The organism is Saccharibacillus deserti, from assembly GCF_013618475.1.
Classification (GTDB): Bacteria; Bacillota; Bacilli; order Paenibacillales; family Paenibacillaceae; genus Saccharibacillus; species Saccharibacillus deserti.
The window spans coordinates 39,743-56,815 of record NZ_JABJVN010000011.1; the positions used below are offsets into that span (position 1 = coordinate 39,743).

Below are 17,073 nucleotides of genomic sequence, written 5' to 3' on the forward strand. Positions count from 1 at the left end.
TCTCCATTCGGGAAAACCCGCTTCCTACTTCACCAACTGCCCTCTCGTCACGCCCAGCTGATTCGTCGCTTTCAGCTTGCGCCAGACTTCGGAGCCGCTGATCTGGCCGTTCAGGGCGCGGGTGTACAGGTCGAGGACTTCATGCACCTGCTCCGGCGTTTCTTCGAGGAACTCGATCCGGTAGCTCGGCACGCCGGCGTTCAGGAACTCGTTGAGGTATTCGGCGCCGGACTGCTCGATCGCGTTGTAGACGGTGTTGCGGCAGCCTTCGTCGACGCGGACCGGGTGGGACATTCCGATCCGGTCGCGCAGCGACGCGCGCTGTTCTTCGCACGGGCGGCCGCAGTTCGTGAAGTCGGTGCCTTCGCTCATGAACGTGCAGTACACGCAGTGCTCGGTATGGAACATCGGCATATGCTGATGGATGACAATCTCCATCTTGCCCGTTTGCGAACGTCCGAGCAGATCGACCATCTGCTGGATGTTCAGGTCGTACGACGGCGTCACGCGGTCGAGACCGGCTTCCAGGAACAGGTCGACGGCTTTGTGGTTCGCCACGTTGAGCGAGAAGTCGCCGATCAGTTCCGGATGGTTCTTATCCGGATTCTCTTGGCGGTGGCGCAGGTAGTAATACAGGGCCCCGGTATTGCGGACGAGCACGGCATCCGGCTCCAGGCGAAGAATATTCGCGTGGTAGCCGTTTTCGCCCGGCATGTGGATCCGCGGCGTCGCCAGCGCGATCCGCTTGCCGGCCGCCCGTACGGCTGCGACAGCCGCCGGGAACTGCTTGATGAACTCGAAGTCGGCGTAGATCATGCCGACGCCGGCTTCCAGTGCCGCTTCGACCTGCGGCAGACTCCGGCACAGCGCCGTGATGCGCGCTTCGGAGCGCTCCATCGGCTGCGCAGGCTGTTTGGAATCGCCGTACACGGCAATATCGCGATGAACATAGACGGGTGGCTTCGGACGCTCGCCGGCCAGTTCGTCGACCGCGCGGCGGCGCATGGCGTTCAGTTCGCGCATCGGCACGATGACGTCGCCGTGCAGCTGCACGTCCAGCTCTTCAAGCTGGTAGACGGTACCGCCCAGGCGGCCGAACTGTTCTTCCAGAATTTCGTAGCCGAGCGGACGCTTCTTGGCGATCTCCAGCTCCATCTCGGATTCGACGCGAACCGTCGTGCCTTTGTCCAGATCGGTCCAGACCGAGACGAGCGGCTGTCCCGGATTGCCCGTGACTTTCACCGCCAGCGGGAACACGCGGTACGGCTTGTCCGTCTCATACGTCTGGCGCAGACGACGGTCCAGCGCGGGATCGTTCGTTTTCCAGATGCGGTCGCCCACATGCAGACGGCGCAGATCGACGTCGCTGCGGCCAGGGACGATATCGATCACCCAGCCTTGATCCGCTTCGCCTTCCAGTTTGACGCCTTTGCGGCGTACGTCATACACGCGCCCGCCTTCTTCTTTCTTCGTCGGATCTCCGGCGTCGAACACGATACCGTCGCCGCGCTTGAGCGGAGCTTCGATCCGGCAGACCACGCCGTCGCGCAGAATCTGCTCGACCCGTCCCAGGTACACGCCGCGGCTCTTCGGGAATGTGCCTTCCACGAGCTGCTTGTTGTTCGTACCGTCCAGGAAGCCGTGCGTCAGACCGCGGGAGAAGCTCTGCTGCAGTTCGCGTACTTCTTCTACGGAAGGCTTGGCATCGTCGCCGTCAAAATAACGGTTGATGGCGGCATTGTACTTGCTGACCACGTTCGCCACGTACTCCGGCGTTTTGAGGCGGCCTTCGATCTTGAACGACGTCACGCCCGCTTCGATCAGCTCCGGCATAATGTCGATCGCCGCGAGGTCTTTCGGCGACAGCAGGTAGGCGATGTCGCCCATCGGCTTATGCTCTCCGTCGACCATCAGATCGTACGGCAGGCGGCAGGCCTGGGCGCATTCGCCGCGGTTGGCGGAACGTCCGCCCCACATTTCCGAAGTCAGGCACTGGCCCGAATACGAGACGCACAGCGCGCCGTGCACGAACACTTCCATCGGCAGCTTGGCCTGGTCGCCGATCTTGCGGATCTGCTTGAGGTTATTTTCCCGTCCCAATACGACCCGTTCCATGTTAAAAGGCTTCGTAAACTCGACCGCTTCCGGCGAAGTGATCGTCATCTGCGTCGAACCGTGAATCGGGAAGTCGGGCGAAATCTCGCGAATCATTTTGACCAGGCCCAGATCCTGGACGATCACCGCGTCCACTCCGGCGACCACGCAGGCATCGATCAGCCCGCGCGCGTCTTCCAGTTCGTTTTCGAAGACAAGGATATTGAACGTCAGGAAGCCTTTAACCCCGTAGCTGTGCAGAAAGCCCATGATCTCCGGCAGTTCGTCCATCCGGAAGTTGTTGGCCCGCGCCCGTGCATTGAATTTCTCGACGCCGAAAAAGACCGCGTCCGCTCCGTTCGCAACGGCCGCGCGCATGCAGTCCCAATCGCCGGCCGGGGCCAGCAGTTCGACGTCGCGTCTTGTAATTTGGTTTACGCTCATATATTGTTATCCTCCTGCGCGCTGTTTTGTCCCTTTTCAGGAAGGGCGTTCATAACAGCTAACCGCTTATGTTGGTCCACTCTTATATCGTCACGACTGATCTTGTATTTTAATTTTGAACTTATCTATTGTATCAGAGTTGTGAATGGATGGACAGCTTTATGCGATACCCCGACACAAAAAAAGAGACGCGGCGGAATGATCCGCGCGTCTCGCAAATACAACACTTATTTTTTAAATCTTAATCTACAATCTCAATATAAATACTATGACCGTACCAGACATGAAGCGAGTAAATTCCTTTAGAGAGTCCTGTAGTCGAAATGGTCAGCGGCTGGTTAGCCTGCTCTTCAGAAACTTCCAGCTTTTTAGCCCAACCTTCCTCTACCTTCTTGTCAAACTCATCTTTAGATCCGCTTAACATATTCGGATGCAGATATACCGTACCGGCGTACTGAACCGAAAATTGAATGTCTTCTCCCTTTTTCACAACCGCGCTTGTTTGTCCGCCGTGAGAAAGGAGTTTGATTTTAGTAAACGATTTAAGCGGCCCATAAATAAGTTCTTGATTCAGTTGGCCGTCCGAAGTTACGACAGAACCTTCCAATAACTTGATATAAAAATCACGTCCTAACTGTGATTGGAACGGACGTATTAGCACTTTGCCTCCTTCGATCTCGACTGTCCCCATGTCTGCACCAAAAGGCTTATACATTTCTTCGCCGTCCAACTTGATTTGTATGATATCGCTCGGTTTCTTGCCCGGAGCCAGCTGCAGCACTCGATTATAACTCAGCGTAAAGTACTCGGGATCGGCGCCCGTATGCCATCGAGACGCCTCTTTGACCAATGGAGCACTTCCATCCAAAATTTCAAATTCGCTTACGCCGTAATACTTATTGGATGTATCGTAGACCGCTACACCAAACTCATAGTTCCTAGGATACTGTATATTACGCAATTCTGCTGTCGAGAAAAAGTTTTTCTCTGCTGCTACAACCTGCTTTGTCAAGACTTCTCCGCTATCCACCGCAAGAGCGAGAGTCGGCAGATCATAATAAGCGACCCCTCTCGGATACAGATAAGCGGTGCCACTTACCGAACTCGTGAAGTAAACGGCTTCTCCGACGCTTACAGCTGCGTCCTGAAGCTCCACCTTCACCGGCTGCCAAGGACTCGGTGTCGGTGTCGGTGCCGGTGCCGGTGTCGGTGTCGGTGCCGGTGTCGGTGTCGGTGTCGGTGCCGGTGTCGGTGTCGGTGCCGGTGTCGTGTTCTCCCCGCCGCTTGGCGCGGAAGGCGCAACTGCGGCCGGCTGCGAAGCCGGAACCGCTGCAGCGGTCGGGGCGGCTCCCGCCGTCACCTGTTGTCCGCCTACCGACATTTTCGTATCCGCCGGAACGTCCTTGCCGACTTTGACGGCCGTAGGCGACTTGTCAAACGTGATATCTTTGGCATTGATCGTCGCGCTGTCGATTCGGCCCACGCCCGCCACTTTGGCGGCAGCGTTCAGGAGCAGCGTCAGGATGCGCGATTCGCCGCCCGTGTTCAATACGGTTCCTTCGGCTTCTTTGGACACGTTAAGTTCGCCGATCGAACCGCTCGGAATGTCGAGCGCCAGGCTGTAAGCTTGAACATTGACGGTATTGAAGTAACCCGCGAGGCGAACTTCCGAGTTGGCCGGCAGTTCGTTCGTAAGCTCGACTTTGTTTACGGTAACGCCTTTATCCGCTTCGAGATTCGCTCCCGTTCGAACGACAACTTCCTGAACGGTCGTTTCGCCTTGAGCCACGATGCGGACGGTGCCTTCTTTTTTGTCGACAATGATATTGACCAGATGGGAACCTTCGATATGGATACTGTTTTCCCCGCCGCCGTAGACGTAGGTGCTGCCGCTGACGGTAACGTTCTTCAACGTCACGTCTCCTTCGCCTACGCCTTTGCCAAGGATAAGGTCTCCTGCAATCTCAAGGTTCTGCAAAGTGACACCTGGTGCGTTAACAATCACGCTGCCCTGCTCCCGCTGGATTTCGGCGCCGGCGGCCGGGCCGTATTCGCCCTGCTCGCCGATCCACATGCCGTAAACTTCGGCAGCTCGATCGATCAATACAGCAGCTTCGGCCCGGGTCAGCGGTTGATGAGGCCGGAACGTATGATCCGCATATCCCTTAAGCAGGCCCGCTTCGACAGCCGCATAGACCGGAGCACCGTTCGTTTCGGCCGATGTCTTGAAGTCCGAAAAAGCATCCTGCTCCGGCTGCGTCATAGGAAGTTCCAGCAGTGCGGACAGGGTTACGGCCGCTTCCTCGCGGGTCAGCGGACGATTGCCTTCAAAGCTGCCGTCCTGCGAAAGCCCGATATAACCGGCAGTCAAAGCCGCACCCGCGTCGGAAGCATACCAGCTGCTTTCTTTGACGTCGGTTGGCAGCTGCGTCCCCTGGCGATTGATCTGGAACGTGCGATTAAGCAGCGTTACCCATTCCGCACGCGTCAGCGTACGATCCGGAGCGAATTTGCCCTCGGCCGCTCCCTGAATAATCCCCCGTTGCTGCCATTTCTCTACCGCCTGCCGCGACCAGTGATTGCCAAGGTCCGCAAAAGTGGCGCTATGTACGCGGGATGTCCCCTCGGCCGGAGCCGCGGCTCCATAAGCGGCTCCCGTCCAGATTGTGCTGCCCAGGAGCAGCGACGAAAGCAAAACACCTGTGGTTTTTCTCATAATATCCCCCTGATTCTTTGATCACCAAGCCCATAGACATATCTAAAAAGCCCCTGTTTCTCCACAAAAGGGACTTTAGACTTGGGCGTTAGTAACCAAATCATACCTTTCCCGTTTATTCCAAGTCAATTGCTTGGGTCCTTTATTTTAAAAATAATAGGATTAAAGTTCAATCACCTGTTCATAATGGAAATCATATCCTTGGACCCGGCCGTCGGTTCGCGAGAGCATGCACAGATACGAACTCCCTGTAGTTCCCCGGCCTTCAAAAGTCAGCACCGTTCCGTTCTGCGCGAAGCCGTCCAGCGATTTCAGACCGGTATCCGCCGCCGAGCGTATGCTGTCATGCCTAAGGTCGAAAGCGCTGATCCGAATACCGAAAAGGCAGGGGCCGGACGTCCCGTTCAACCGAAGCAGCGCACGCGCGGCATTCTCGTACGATTCCTTATTCCGGTTGTTTTTTCCTGCCGCTTCGCTTGTTCCGGCGCCGGAGCCAAAGTATCGTAGGCCCGGAGTTCCGTTAGGCCATCAGGATTGGAAAAAGGGCTGCCTCCGGTCTCCCTGCCGATCAAAAAGCCGCCGTTCAAAAAAATCCGGCCGTTTATCGGTGTCCATTCTGCTGTCGATGCCCCCTCTGCCCGGGGCAGCCGGCCTGCATAGATCATTTTTCGCGGATCTGCGCCTGCTCCGGCTGCAGGAGACGAAGGATTCTTGCCGAAAGTCCCGATTCCCGTTTTCCAGATCGGAGTACCGGATTCGGTGTCGATCGCCTACGCATAAGCTTGGCTTGTCCCGCTGACTGTTCCGTTCTCTATCGTATTGGCCAGAAACTTGTCGACCAGCATCACCGAGACCGGCCTGCCGGACTGCTCATAGCCGAGCGGATTCGAGACGACGCGCGCGTTCCCCCGCCCCCTGGAGAATCACCGAGAGCACCAGAAACGGGGCCAGCGGAAAAGCAAGCAGAATCAGGCCGCCGATACTCCGAAGCGCGAAACTGCGCAGCGGATGCCGGCGAGGCCTTCCTTCATCGGGAGTGCCAAACAGCGGACGAACCAGCGGAATAAGTGCCACAACAACCACGATACCCGCCAGCAGATACACAAGGGTCAGAAAAACGTTATGCCACGCCGTATCGTTGTAACGAAAAGCCGACTCGATTTTCCCCAAAAGCGAAGGTTCCATTCGGGAAAACTCCTTTCGCTGGTCGATTGTCGCAAAAAAATAGACCGCACCCCGAAAATCCCGAGCCGGTCTATCTTTATCCGCTTGAAGTGTTCCAAACCCGATCTTTCTACTTGAGGAACCTGAACGATTGAAGAGCCCGCTTGATTCCGTCCAACTGCTGCGGGGTCGCCATCGCTTGATCCAGCCGAGTGTGCATCCAGTAGGTGCTGTTCCCGTGGCGGAAATAGATATCCTCTGCCTGATAAGGGCTGCCGTCCGTTCCCGTATAGGCCAGGCGAACAGCGGGAACTCCCGCAAACAAAGTCCGCTGCGGCGGTTCCACGGACATCGTCGGATCATCCAGCTTCAAATCGGCGTAACCCCGGGCCGCTTTGGCGGCTGCCGCTTCGACACCTTCGCCGATCAGGGTCAGAGACAAGGAACCGCCGGGAAGGGAGTAGCGCAGCTCGGGCTGCACGCCGCTTCCGGGAATACTGGTCCAGTAAGCCGGAACGCTGATTTGGAAATCCGTCGTGCTCTTGGTGACGTTCAACGATTTATCTTTGAGGTACGAGATTTGACCGAGCTTGCCAAAAGAAGAAGCGACCGTATCGAAGTCGATATCGAGCGAGCCGATGATCCGGCGGAAGGTTTGTTCCTTGTACGCTTCGGCAGGAGCCGAATAACGCAAAATGTAGAAGTATCCTTCCTGCTGCAGCACAAGCCAGTTCCAGTGATACTCCTCGGTACCCAGCTGATACGTGAGCTTCTCCAGACGTCCGTCCACGCCGGCAGCCTTCAGCGGTTCGCTGACGATCGGCTTGGCTTTTCCGGCTACGAACAGTTCATCCATCCGGCTCTGCAGAAGTGTATGCCAATCTTCCAGCGTCTGTCCTGCGGCAGCGGAAGTAACCTGCAGAGACAGGGAAGAACCGTCTTCCGCAGCGTACTCGAACCGACCCGTGTCCGTCGGAATCCACTCGGCCGGCAGTTTCAGCGTCACTCCGTAATCCGACGAAGCGGCCGACACCTGTCCGTCTTTGATCGTCGACAGGTCTTCGGTTTTGACCCCCTTCGTTGCAAAAGAAGGACGGAACGAGTCCAGAAGCTCGGCACGTTCTTCAAGCTCCCGGTAATCTTTGACCAGCGAGTCGCCGAAGTACAGCGTATATACGCGCCCTTGATCGTAATAACGCCGGGCTTCCCAATAAAGGCCGTCCAAATCCCGCGTAATCAAACGGGCATAAGGCAGTACGGCATTCGGGAACGCTTCCCGGTCCACGACCGTCTCGCCGGATTCCAGCGCTTCTTGTTCCAACTGCTCCAGAACATCGGACAGCGGTACCGAAACGGACGCGTCTTCTTCCCAGACATGAATTTGCAGCATATAAGTGCCGTCCGGGTCACCGAGCATGGCCGAGAATTCGTTGTCGCCCAGCTCGGCCACCGCATTTTCCGGATAATCGATCGACCAGCCCGCATAGCTGCTGCCGACCCGTCCGGAAATGCCTTCTTCGTCGCCTTTGACAGGCTTTTGTCCCGGAATTCCGTTATCCGATTTCAGCGTAACGACAATTTTGCCGGAAGCCACTTTGACTGCGGCGCCCAACATGTCCGTTACCGGACGCAAAGGGACCATAAGGGTACCGTTTTTCATTACCGGCGCAGCGGCCAAAGCCGATTTGCTGCCGTTTACCCAGGCCGTCTTGCTGCCGATCGTAAACGTCGCCGCTTTGGAACCGTAGGATAGGCGAACCACATCTTCGCCTTCAAGCCGGCTTTTCGTACCAAATGCGCGCTGGAATACGCCAAGCGGTACCATGACCGCTCCGTTTTGCGTATACGGCTTTTCTATCTTTGTCTTCTCGCCGTTCACGAGCGCCGATGTACTTCCGATCTGAACTTCCAGTGTCAAAATGACCGATTCGGCCGCCAAAGCCGATAAGGATGTTCCGATCGACAGCAGCAGAACGAACAGAAGCGCCATGCCCTTTTTTGCCAGTCTCATTCGCTCTCCCCCTCTTTTTCTTCGCGTCCTGCCGGCAGATTCGCCGTGCGCAGACCGTATCTCATTCGTTCGTCAATTTGATGCTGCGTTCCACGATATCCCCGCCGGACTGCATCAGCACCTTAACCTTTTGCCCGGGTACATAGGATTTCATCAGCTCGTTCAGGTCAACCACAGCCGTAATCCGGTGACCGGCAACGCTGTACAGCACATCGCCTTTTTGGACGCCGGCGGCTTCCGCTTCTTTGGAGATCACTTCCGTCACGGTCAACGGATCGTCCGAAGGCAGACCGACCATCGCGGAGAAGCTTTCTTCGAGGTGCAGTCCCAAGCCGGCACGCACCACTTCTCCTTTGGCGAACAGTTGGTGCACGATATACTGAACGGTGGCCGCAGGAATCGTAAAGCCGGTATTATCGATATCGACCGCCGCAAATTTCATCGAATTGATTCCGATGATCTCGCCCTGCATATTGACCAGCGGACCTCCGCTGTTGCCCGGGTTGATTGTTGCGTCCGTCTGGATCAACCGGTACTCCGCTCCGGCGGCGCGGTTAAGACCGCTGACGATTCCCACCGTCGCCGAGTTGCGCAGCGACAAGGATACCGGCGTGCCGATCGCGATCACCTGCTCGCCGACGAGCGTCGTTTTTTGAGCCGACACGAATCTAGCAGGTTTGAAGCCTTTCACGTTGATTCGGATCAGGGCCACATCGCTGATCGGATCGCTGTATACGGTGCGGACCTTGTAAGACTTGCCTTCCGACGTGACCACCTGGATATTCTGCATATCTTCGACGACATGCGCATTGGTTACGATCCAGCCGTCCGAACGGATAATGACGCCCGATCCGTGTGCCAGGTCATAACCTTCCGCTTCCTCCGTTCCTTCTTCAAGTCCCCACTCTTCCGAGTGATCGACCGGCACTTCGCCGATAATCCCCACTACCGAAGGCGATACCTGCGCAATAATCTGCGGAACCGTTTTGGCGTAAGCCGAGCCGGACGGCTTTGCGGCAGCTGCCGCGGCGGTTTCCGTTTGGGCGAACAGACCGAAACCTCCGATTCCGATTGCTCCTGACAGCAGCAGACAAGCCGCTTTCGTTCCCGTTTTTCTCATTCCGTCGACAACCCTCTTTCTTCGCATGTCCGGATTCCGGCATAATCAATCCCGATTCAACCGATCCGCAGGACCGCAGCCGCAGAACAAACCCCGCCTTTTACGTATCAAAAAGCGGGATTTGACCGGACCCGGCCGGATCGTTTTATATCGTATAGAGCTTCGTTACTCTCTTTCTTCACTCTATTCCATCTTTTAGAAAAAATGAAGCTATTTTTATACAAGTTGGGCAAATTCAAAAAAAGAAAGCGGCCGCCCCAAAGGCGGCCGCTTTCGGGCCGGTATTCGTGCCCCGCTTATGATTTGTCGGCCGTCTCGCGGTCCGGCGCGTTCTCCAGGCGGGTACGTTCGGTATCCCGTTCGAGGACCGGCGCCAGATAATGGCCGGTATACGAACCTTTCACTTTGGCGACCTGCTCCGGCGTGCCGGCTGCGACCACATCGCCGCCGCCGCTTCCGCCTTCCGGCCCCATATCGATCAGGTGGTCGGCCGTTTTGATGACGTCGAGATTGTGCTCGATCACGAGTACCGTATCGCCCGATTCGACCAGGCGGTGCAGCACGTTCAGCAGGCGGTCGATATCGTCCACATGCAGGCCCGTTGTCGGCTCGTCGAGGATGTAGATCGTTTTGCCGGTGCTGCGGCGGTGCAGTTCGGAAGCTAGCTTTACGCGCTGCGCTTCGCCGCCGGACAGCGTGGTGGCGGGCTGGCCCATTTTGACATAGCCGAGACCCACATCAAGCAGGGTTTGCAGCTTGCGGCTGATCTTCGGCACGTTCTGGAAAAATTCGACCGCGTCTTCGATCGTCATTTCCAGGACGTCGGCGATATTCTTGCTCTTGTATTTGACTTCCAGCGTCTCGCGGTTGTACCGCTTGCCTTTGCACACTTCGCACGGAACGTAGATATCCGGCAGGAAGTGCATCTCGATCTTGATAATGCCGTCGCCTTTGCACGCTTCGCAGCGGCCGCCCTTCGTATTGAAACTGAAACGGCCTTTCTGGTAGCCGCGCACTTTGGCTTCGTTCGTCGTCGCAAACAAATCCCGAATGTTGTCGAACACACCCGTGTAGGTCGCCGGGTTGGAACGCGGCGTACGGCCGATCGGCGACTGGTCGACTTCGACCACCTTGTCCACATGCTCCATGCCGCGGATTTCCTTGTGCTTGCCCGGCTTGACGCGCGCACGGTTCAGGTCGCGGGCCAGCGCTTTGTGCAGCACGCCGTTGACGAGCGACGACTTGCCGGAACCCGATACGCCGGTGACCGCCGTGAACAGGCCGATCGGCACCTTCACATTGACGTTGTTCAGGTTGTTTTCTTTCGCCCCGCGAATTTCCAGCCAGCGCTCGCCCGGCTTGCGGCGGCTCAAAGGAACCGGGATAAAGCGGCGTCCGCTCAAATACTGCCCCGTCAGGGAGTCCGGATTGTCCATGACTTCCTGCGGCGTGCCTTCCGCGATGATCCGGCCGCCGTGTACGCCGGCTCCCGGACCGATATCGATAATATAGTCGCTCGCCATCATCGTGTCTTCGTCATGTTCGACCACGATCAGCGTATTGCCGAGATCGCGCATATGCAGCAGCGTCTTGATCAGACGGTCGTTATCCCGCTGATGCAGGCCGATACTCGGCTCGTCGAGAATATAGAGCACGCCCATCAGGCTCGAACCGATCTGCGTGGCCAAACGGATCCGCTGCGCTTCGCCGCCGGAGAGTGTGCCGGCCGCGCGGCTGAGCGTCAGGTACGTCAAGCCGACATTCTCGAGGAAGCCGAGACGGCTGCAGACTTCTTTGAGAATCAGGTTTGCGATCGAACGTTCTTTTTCGCTCAATTCGAGTTCGTCGAAGAATTCCGTCGCTTTGGAGATCGACAGATCGGTCACATGCGAGATACTGACTCCGCCCACGGTCACCGCCAGAATCTCGCGCTTCAAACGCTGGCCTTTGCAGGTGCCGCACGGTTTGGTGCCCATGAAGCCTTCGATGTATTCGCGCATGCTCTCGGACGAGGTGTCCCGGTAGCGGCGTTCCAGGTTCGGAATGATGCCTTCGAACGCTACCGTAACTTCCTTGCTGCGGCCGAAGTCGCCTTCGTAGCGGAATTTGACTTTCTGGCCGTCGGTCCCGTATAGAATCTTGTTCGTTTGTTCCGCAGTCAGCTCGGATACCGGCACGTGGGTCGGAATCTTGTAATGCTCGCACATGGCGGCGAGGAACTGCGGATAATAATTGGACAAGCCTCCGCTCCAGGCGGTAAACGCGCCGTCTTCGATCGATTTGCGTTCGTCCGGCACCAGCAGTTCCGGATCGACCACCATCTTGACACCAAGTCCGTCACAGTCCGGGCAGGCGCCGAACGGGCTGTTGAACGAGAACATGCGCGGCGCCAGTTCGTCCATGCTGAATCCGCAGATCGGGCAGGCAAAATTGGAACTGAATCTCAGCTCTTCCTGGCCCATGATATCGACCAGCAGCTGACCGCCGGACAGCTTCAGCGCCGTCTCGATCGAATCGGCCAGACGGGTCTGAACGTCTTCCTTGATCACGATCCGGTCGACGACGATTTCGATCGTATGCTTCTTGTTTTTCTCCAGCTCGATAGTCTCCGACAGATCGCGCAGTTCGCCGTCGACTCGGACACGGACAAAACCTTGTTTGGAGATTTCGGTGAACAGGCTTTTGTGCTCGCCTTTCTTGCCCGCGATAACGGGAGCCAGAATCTGCAGCCGGGTCTTCTCGGGGAACTGCATGATCCGGTCCACCATCTGCTCGACGGTCTGGGAAGTGATCTCCACACCGTGGTCCGGACAGTGGGGCTTGCCGATCCGCGCAAAAAGAAGCCGCAGATAGTCATAAATTTCCGTAACGGTACCGACGGTCGAACGCGGGTTGCGGCTCGTCGTTTTCTGATCGATCGAGATCGCCGGCGACAGTCCGTCGATCGAGTCGACGTCCGGCTTTTCCATCTGGCCCAGGAACTGCCGCGCATAAGCGGACAGCGATTCGACGTAGCGGCGCTGCCCTTCGGCGTAAATGGTATCGAACGCGAGGGAAGACTTTCCCGAACCGCTGAGTCCCGTCAGGACGACGAAACGATCGCGGGGGATCGTGACGTCTATGTTTTTTAAGTTGTGTGCTCTGGCACCTTTGATTACGATATTTTCGCTTGCCACCGGCCTCAACCTCCACATGAATCATTCTGTTTGTCGACTTTCTCGGCAGGGCGCTTTTTCAAAAAGAACGTTTGCCGGCTGGCCGATCGTCTGCGCTCGGGGAGACGCTGCGGGTCCGGTAGATCCGTGCGGCCATTCTTTTTGGGAGCTTTTCTGCAGGAAAGTCTTGGATCTTGGGAAAAAGATTGCGTCCGCACGGATGCGGACGCTGTATATGAGATAGAATAGGCATGATGTCGGAATAAAAAACCAGGGTATGCGGCGGCTCAATCCGCCGCGCGGAGTTCCAGCAGAGCGTCGCGAAGTTCCGCGGCGCGTTCGAAGTTGAGGTTCTTGGCGGATTCTTTCATTTCTTTTTCCAGACGCATGACCAGCTTCTCGCGATCCCGCTTCGTCAGCTTGGTCGTGCCGTCGATGCCCGACAGGAAGTCGGTGCCGCTCTCGGCGGCTTTGGTCGCTTCGATGACATCGCGCACTTTCTTCTTGATCGTCTGCGGCGTAATGCCGTGCTGTTCGTTGTAGGCGTGCTGGATCTCGCGCCGGCGCTGCGTTTCGTTCATCGCTTTCTCCATCGAATCGGTGATCTTGTCGGCATACAGGATAACCCGGCCTTCCGAGTTTCGGGCCGCCCGGCCGATCGTCTGGATCAGCGAGCGTTCCGAGCGCAGGAACCCTTCCTTGTCGGCGTCGAGGATCGTGACAAGCGAGACTTCCGGAAGGTCGAGACCTTCGCGCAGCAGGTTGATGCCGACAAGCACATGGAAGACCCCGAGCCGCAGATCGCGCAGAATGGCAATCCGCTCCAGCGTCTTGATGTCCGAATGCAGATAGCGGACTTTGATTCCGACTTCCTTGAGGTAATCGGTCAGGTCTTCGGACATTTTCTTGGTCAGCGTCGTAACGAGCACGCGCTCGTCCTTCTCGATCCGGTCGCGGATCTCGCCGATCAGATCGTCGATCTGTCCGTCGGTCTTGCGCACTTCGATGATCGGGTCCAGCAGACCCGTCGGCCGGATGATCTGTTCGACCATCGTCGGGCAGTGCTCGATCTCGTACGGACCCGGCGTCGCCGAAACGTAAATCAGCTGGTCCGCCTTTTGTTCGAATTCCTCGAACTTCAGCGGACGGTTGTCAAGCGCCGAAGGCAGACGGAACCCGTAGTCGACCAGGACGTTCTTGCGCGCCTGGTCGCCGTTGTACATCGCCCGGATCTGGGGCAGCGTCACGTGCGATTCGTCGATCACGATCAGCAGGTCGTCCGGGAAGTAGTCCATCAGCGTGTACGGCGTCGCTCCGCGTTCGCGGAAAGTCAGCGGACCCGAATAGTTCTCGATGCCGGAGCAGAATCCGACTTCCTTCATCATCTCGATATCGTAGCGCGTACGCTGTTCCAGCCGCTGCGCTTCGAGCAGCTTGCCCTCTTCCTTGAATACGGCAAGGCGCTCTTCGAGTTCCCGCTCGATATTCGTGATGGCGATCTTCATTTTTTCTTCGCGGGTGACAAAGTGGGAAGCCGGGAAAATCGCGACGTGATCGCGTTCGCCGGTGATTTCCCCGGTCAGTACGTTGATCTCGCTGATCCGTTCGATTTCGTCGCCGAACAGTTCGATCCGCACCGCATGCTCTTCGCGCGAAGCCGGGAAGATTTCGACCACGTCGCCGCGGACGCGGAACGTGCCCCGGACAAAGTTGATATCGTTGCGCTGGTACTGGATATCGACCAGGCGGGACAAGATCTCCTGCCGGGACTTCTCCATGCCGACGCGCAGCGACAGAAGCAGATTGCCGTACTCCTGCGGCGAACCGAGACCGTAGATGCACGATACGCTGGCGACGATCACGACGTCGCGGCGTTCGAACAGCGAACTGGTCGCGGAGTGGCGGAGCCGGTCGATCTCCTCGTTGATGCTGGAATCTTTTTCGATATACGTATCGGAAGAAGGAACGTAGGCTTCCGGCTGGAAATAATCATAATAACTGACGAAGTAGTCGACGGAGTTGTTCGGCAGGAATTCCTTGAACTCGCTGGCCAGCTGGGCGGCCAGGGTCTTGTTGTGGGCGATGACCAGTGTCGGACGGTTCAGCTTCGCAATCGTCTGGGCGATCGTGAACGTCTTGCCCGTACCCGTCGCTCCAAGCAGCGTCTGGTGTTTCTTCCCGGCGTGTATGCCTTCGACCAGCTGGTCGATCGCGCGCGGCTGGTCGCCCTGCGGCGTGAATTCCGAGACGATCTCAAACGGTTTGTTGCTGATTACAATATCGCTCATTGGCCCTATTTCACCCTCGTCGTTTGAAGTGATAGTATTTGAAGCAGAGAATACGAAAAACCGGCGCATCGCTTTCGTTTGACACGCCGTTCGGGTGCTTATATTGTAAATAACCACATTTCCGCATGGAAAACTTGTGCCGGCTGCGCGGCTGCCGATCGAAAACGCGGAAAAGACTGTAGGTGCCGCGTTTCCATGCCTGCAAAAAGCCTTGAAAATAAAGGCGGCGTTCGTTGCCGAAGGGCTTCGGCCTTGCCGGGCGCCGGACAAAAAATGGCACAGTGGGACAGCGAAGAACAAAATTCTCCGCTCGTCGAACATCCCGGAATAGGAATGCTTGTTCCCGTTAAGTATACTCTCTTTTTATCCCTGATGCAATTATTTATGAAAACGGAAAACGCTCATTTCAAGCTTTTGCCGCAGAGAGGAACGAATGCATGGACATCACTACTGTTATCGGAATTATCGCGGGATTCGCCGCTTTGATCGGCGGATTCTTGTGGGAAGGAGGACAGGCCGGAGGCCTGCTGCAGGGGGCTGCCGCTCTGATCGTATTCGGCGGAACGGCGGCGGCGGTCGTCATCAGCTTTCCGTGGAAAAGACTGCGGCAGCTTCCCGAAGCGTTTCGGCTGGCTTTCGGTTCCCGCCCGTCCGACTCCGGGGAATTGATCGAAGATCTCGCCGGCCTGTCTTCCGTTGCCCGGCGTTCGGGCATTCTGGCGCTTGAACAAACGGCGGAATCGCACGAGCATCCTTTTATGAGGGAAGGTCTCGGCCTGATCGTGGACGGAAGCGACCAGTCGCTGATCCGGCATATTCTTGAACTCGAAATCGACAAACGCCAGGACAAGTTCGACGGTTACGCCAAAATTTTCGAATCTGCCGGAGGCTATGCGCCTACCATGGGAATTATCGGAACGGTGATGGGATTGATCCGCGTGCTGGGCAGCCTGACGGAGCCGGCGAATCTCGGTTCGTCGATCGCCGTCGCTTTTATCGCTACCCTTTACGGAGTCGCCAGCGCCAACCTGATTTTCCTGCCGATCGCATCCAAGATCCGGGCGCGCGGCGAAGAGGAGGTCCAAGTGATGGAGATGATGCTCGAAGGCCTGCTGGCCGTCCAGAACGCGGAGAATCCGAATCTGGTCCGCAAGAAACTCGGCACCTACCTCGACGATGAACGCGGCGACAAACCGGCCGGAGCGGTTTCGCGATGAACAGACGCCGCCGCAAACGCCGGGAAGGCCCCGCGCATCAGCAGGAACGCTGGCTGATTACGTATGCCGATCTGCTGACGCTGCTGCTGATCTTTTTTATTATCATGTATGCGGTCAGTACGATCGATGCGGAGAAATACGAAGCCGTCTCGGGATCGCTGCAAACGACGTTTCAAGCCGGCACCAGCATTCTGGAAGGCGGACCGAAAATCACGGGCGAACAGGGTCAGCAGATCCCCGGCAGCGAAGGGGACGACGAAGGCACAGGCGGAGAAGAAGCCCAGATCGAACCGGTGCCGGAAGACGAACCGACCGCGCGCGAACTGGCTTTCCGCGAACAGGAACGGCAGCTGGCCGGCTTCCTTCAGACCATTCAGTCCTATGTGGAAGAAAACAACCTGCAGGACCAGATTTTTGTCGCCGACAAACCGCAGGGTATCTCGATCACGCTGAGCGACCGGTTCCTGTTCGATATCGGCCGGGCCGATCTCAAAAGCGGCGCCGCCGGCATTCTGGATCGGCTGTCCAGCTTGTTCGGCACGATCGGCGCGACGATCAGTATCGAAGGCCATACCGACAACCAGCCGATCAAAGGCGGACGGTATGCCGACAACTGGGAGCTGTCGGGCGATCGGGCGCTGTCGGTCCTTCGCTACTTTATCGATGTCCGCAGCCTGCCTCCGTCCCAATTCCAATATGCCGGCTACGCGGATACGCGGCCGGTCGGCAACAACGCTACCGTGGAAGGCAGGCAGCAGAACCGGCGGGTAGAGATCACCGTGCTCCGCCAGCTTCAGTCCGACGGTGCCGCGGCGCCTGCCGCCCCGGCCGGATAGACTTCGCAGAAGCGTATTCCAAAAATCG

10 protein-coding genes are annotated in these 17,073 nt (G+C 57.3%); 3 read left to right on the plus strand and 7 right to left on the minus strand.

The genetic code is table 11. The features are described from left to right. Positions 1–24 precede the first annotated feature (24 nt). The 7 genes from HOP44_RS20900 to uvrB form a co-directional block, all read right to left on the minus strand. On the minus strand, positions 25–2,538 hold the full coding sequence (locus HOP44_RS20900; RefSeq protein ID WP_172257046.1) for a U32 family peptidase: 2,514 nt from the start codon (positions 2,536–2,538) through the stop codon (positions 25–27). Positions 2,539–2,779: 241 nt separating this feature from the next. Continuing rightward, positions 2,780–5,254 carry an S-layer homology domain-containing protein gene (locus HOP44_RS20905; RefSeq protein ID WP_172257048.1) on the minus strand — a complete coding sequence of 825 codons (2,475 nt, stop codon included), beginning with the start codon at positions 5,252–5,254 and terminating at the stop codon, positions 2,780–2,782. Positions 5,255–6,124: 870 nt separating this feature from the next. Then, positions 6,125–6,439 (minus strand): hypothetical protein, encoded by a 315-nt coding sequence (locus HOP44_RS20910; protein WP_172257050.1) that lies wholly within the window; start codon positions 6,437–6,439, stop codon positions 6,125–6,127. Positions 6,440–6,548: 109 nt separating this feature from the next. Then, positions 6,549–8,429, minus strand: a complete 1,881-nt coding sequence (locus HOP44_RS20915; RefSeq protein WP_172257051.1) for a stalk domain-containing protein — start codon at positions 8,427–8,429, stop codon at positions 6,549–6,551. Positions 8,430–8,490: 61 nt separating this feature from the next. Then, complete coding sequence (locus tag HOP44_RS20920) at positions 8,491–9,549, minus strand: S1C family serine protease (protein ID WP_172257053.1); 1,059 nt, start codon at positions 9,547–9,549, stop codon at positions 8,491–8,493. 296 nt (positions 9,550–9,845) lie between these two features. Then, positions 9,846–12,725, minus strand: a complete 2,880-nt coding sequence (gene uvrA, locus HOP44_RS20925) for an excinuclease ABC subunit UvrA (RefSeq protein WP_172257055.1) — start codon at positions 12,723–12,725, stop codon at positions 9,846–9,848. A 266-nt stretch (positions 12,726–12,991) separates the two neighbouring features. Continuing rightward, on the minus strand, positions 12,992–14,992 hold the full coding sequence (gene uvrB, locus HOP44_RS20930) for an excinuclease ABC subunit UvrB (RefSeq protein WP_172257057.1): 2,001 nt from the start codon (positions 14,990–14,992) through the stop codon (positions 12,992–12,994). Between the two features lie 195 nt (positions 14,993–15,187). On the opposite strand from uvrB, the gene HOP44_RS20935 reads away from it, so the two are divergent. Genes HOP44_RS20935 through HOP44_RS20945 form a run of 3 tightly spaced genes read left to right on the plus strand, consistent with a single transcriptional unit; the run spans position 15,188 to position 17,045 of the window. After that, positions 15,188–15,478, plus strand: coding sequence for a hypothetical protein (locus HOP44_RS20935; RefSeq protein WP_172257059.1), 291 nt, complete (start codon positions 15,188–15,190; stop codon positions 15,476–15,478). Continuing rightward, positions 15,430–16,209: a flagellar motor protein gene (locus HOP44_RS20940; protein WP_172257061.1), complete on the plus strand. Its 780-nt coding sequence runs from the start codon at positions 15,430–15,432 to the stop codon at positions 16,207–16,209. Before HOP44_RS20935 ends, HOP44_RS20940 begins: the two co-directional genes overlap by 49 nt. Then, positions 16,206–17,045, plus strand: coding sequence for an OmpA/MotB family protein (locus tag HOP44_RS20945; protein ID WP_172257063.1), 840 nt, complete (start codon positions 16,206–16,208; stop codon positions 17,043–17,045). Before HOP44_RS20940 ends, HOP44_RS20945 begins: the two co-directional genes overlap by 4 nt. Positions 17,046–17,073: the final 28 nt, after the last annotated feature.

Excerpts from the sequence above, each read along its gene's own strand:
- HOP44_RS20900 (WP_172257046.1), bottom strand. The coding sequence starts at position 2,538 with ATGAGCGTAAACCAAATTACAAGACGCGACGTCGAACTGCTGGCCCCG.
- HOP44_RS20905 (WP_172257048.1), bottom strand. The coding sequence starts at position 5,254 with ATGAGAAAAACCACAGGTGTTTTGCTTTCGTCGCTGCTCCTGGGCAGC.
- HOP44_RS20910 (WP_172257050.1), bottom strand. The coding sequence starts at position 6,439 with ATGGAACCTTCGCTTTTGGGGAAAATCGAGTCGGCTTTTCGTTACAAC.
- HOP44_RS20915 (WP_172257051.1), bottom strand. The coding sequence starts at position 8,429 with ATGAGACTGGCAAAAAAGGGCATGGCGCTTCTGTTCGTTCTGCTGCTG.
- HOP44_RS20920 (WP_172257053.1), bottom strand. The coding sequence starts at position 9,549 with ATGAGAAAAACGGGAACGAAAGCGGCTTGTCTGCTGCTGTCAGGAGCA.
- uvrB (WP_172257057.1), bottom strand. The coding sequence starts at position 14,992 with ATGAGCGATATTGTAATCAGCAACAAACCGTTTGAGATCGTCTCGGAA.
- HOP44_RS20935 (WP_172257059.1), top strand. The coding sequence starts at position 15,188 with ATGCCTGCAAAAAGCCTTGAAAATAAAGGCGGCGTTCGTTGCCGAAGG.
- HOP44_RS20940 (WP_172257061.1), top strand. The coding sequence starts at position 15,430 with ATGGACATCACTACTGTTATCGGAATTATCGCGGGATTCGCCGCTTTG.
- HOP44_RS20945 (WP_172257063.1), top strand. The coding sequence starts at position 16,206 with ATGAACAGACGCCGCCGCAAACGCCGGGAAGGCCCCGCGCATCAGCAG.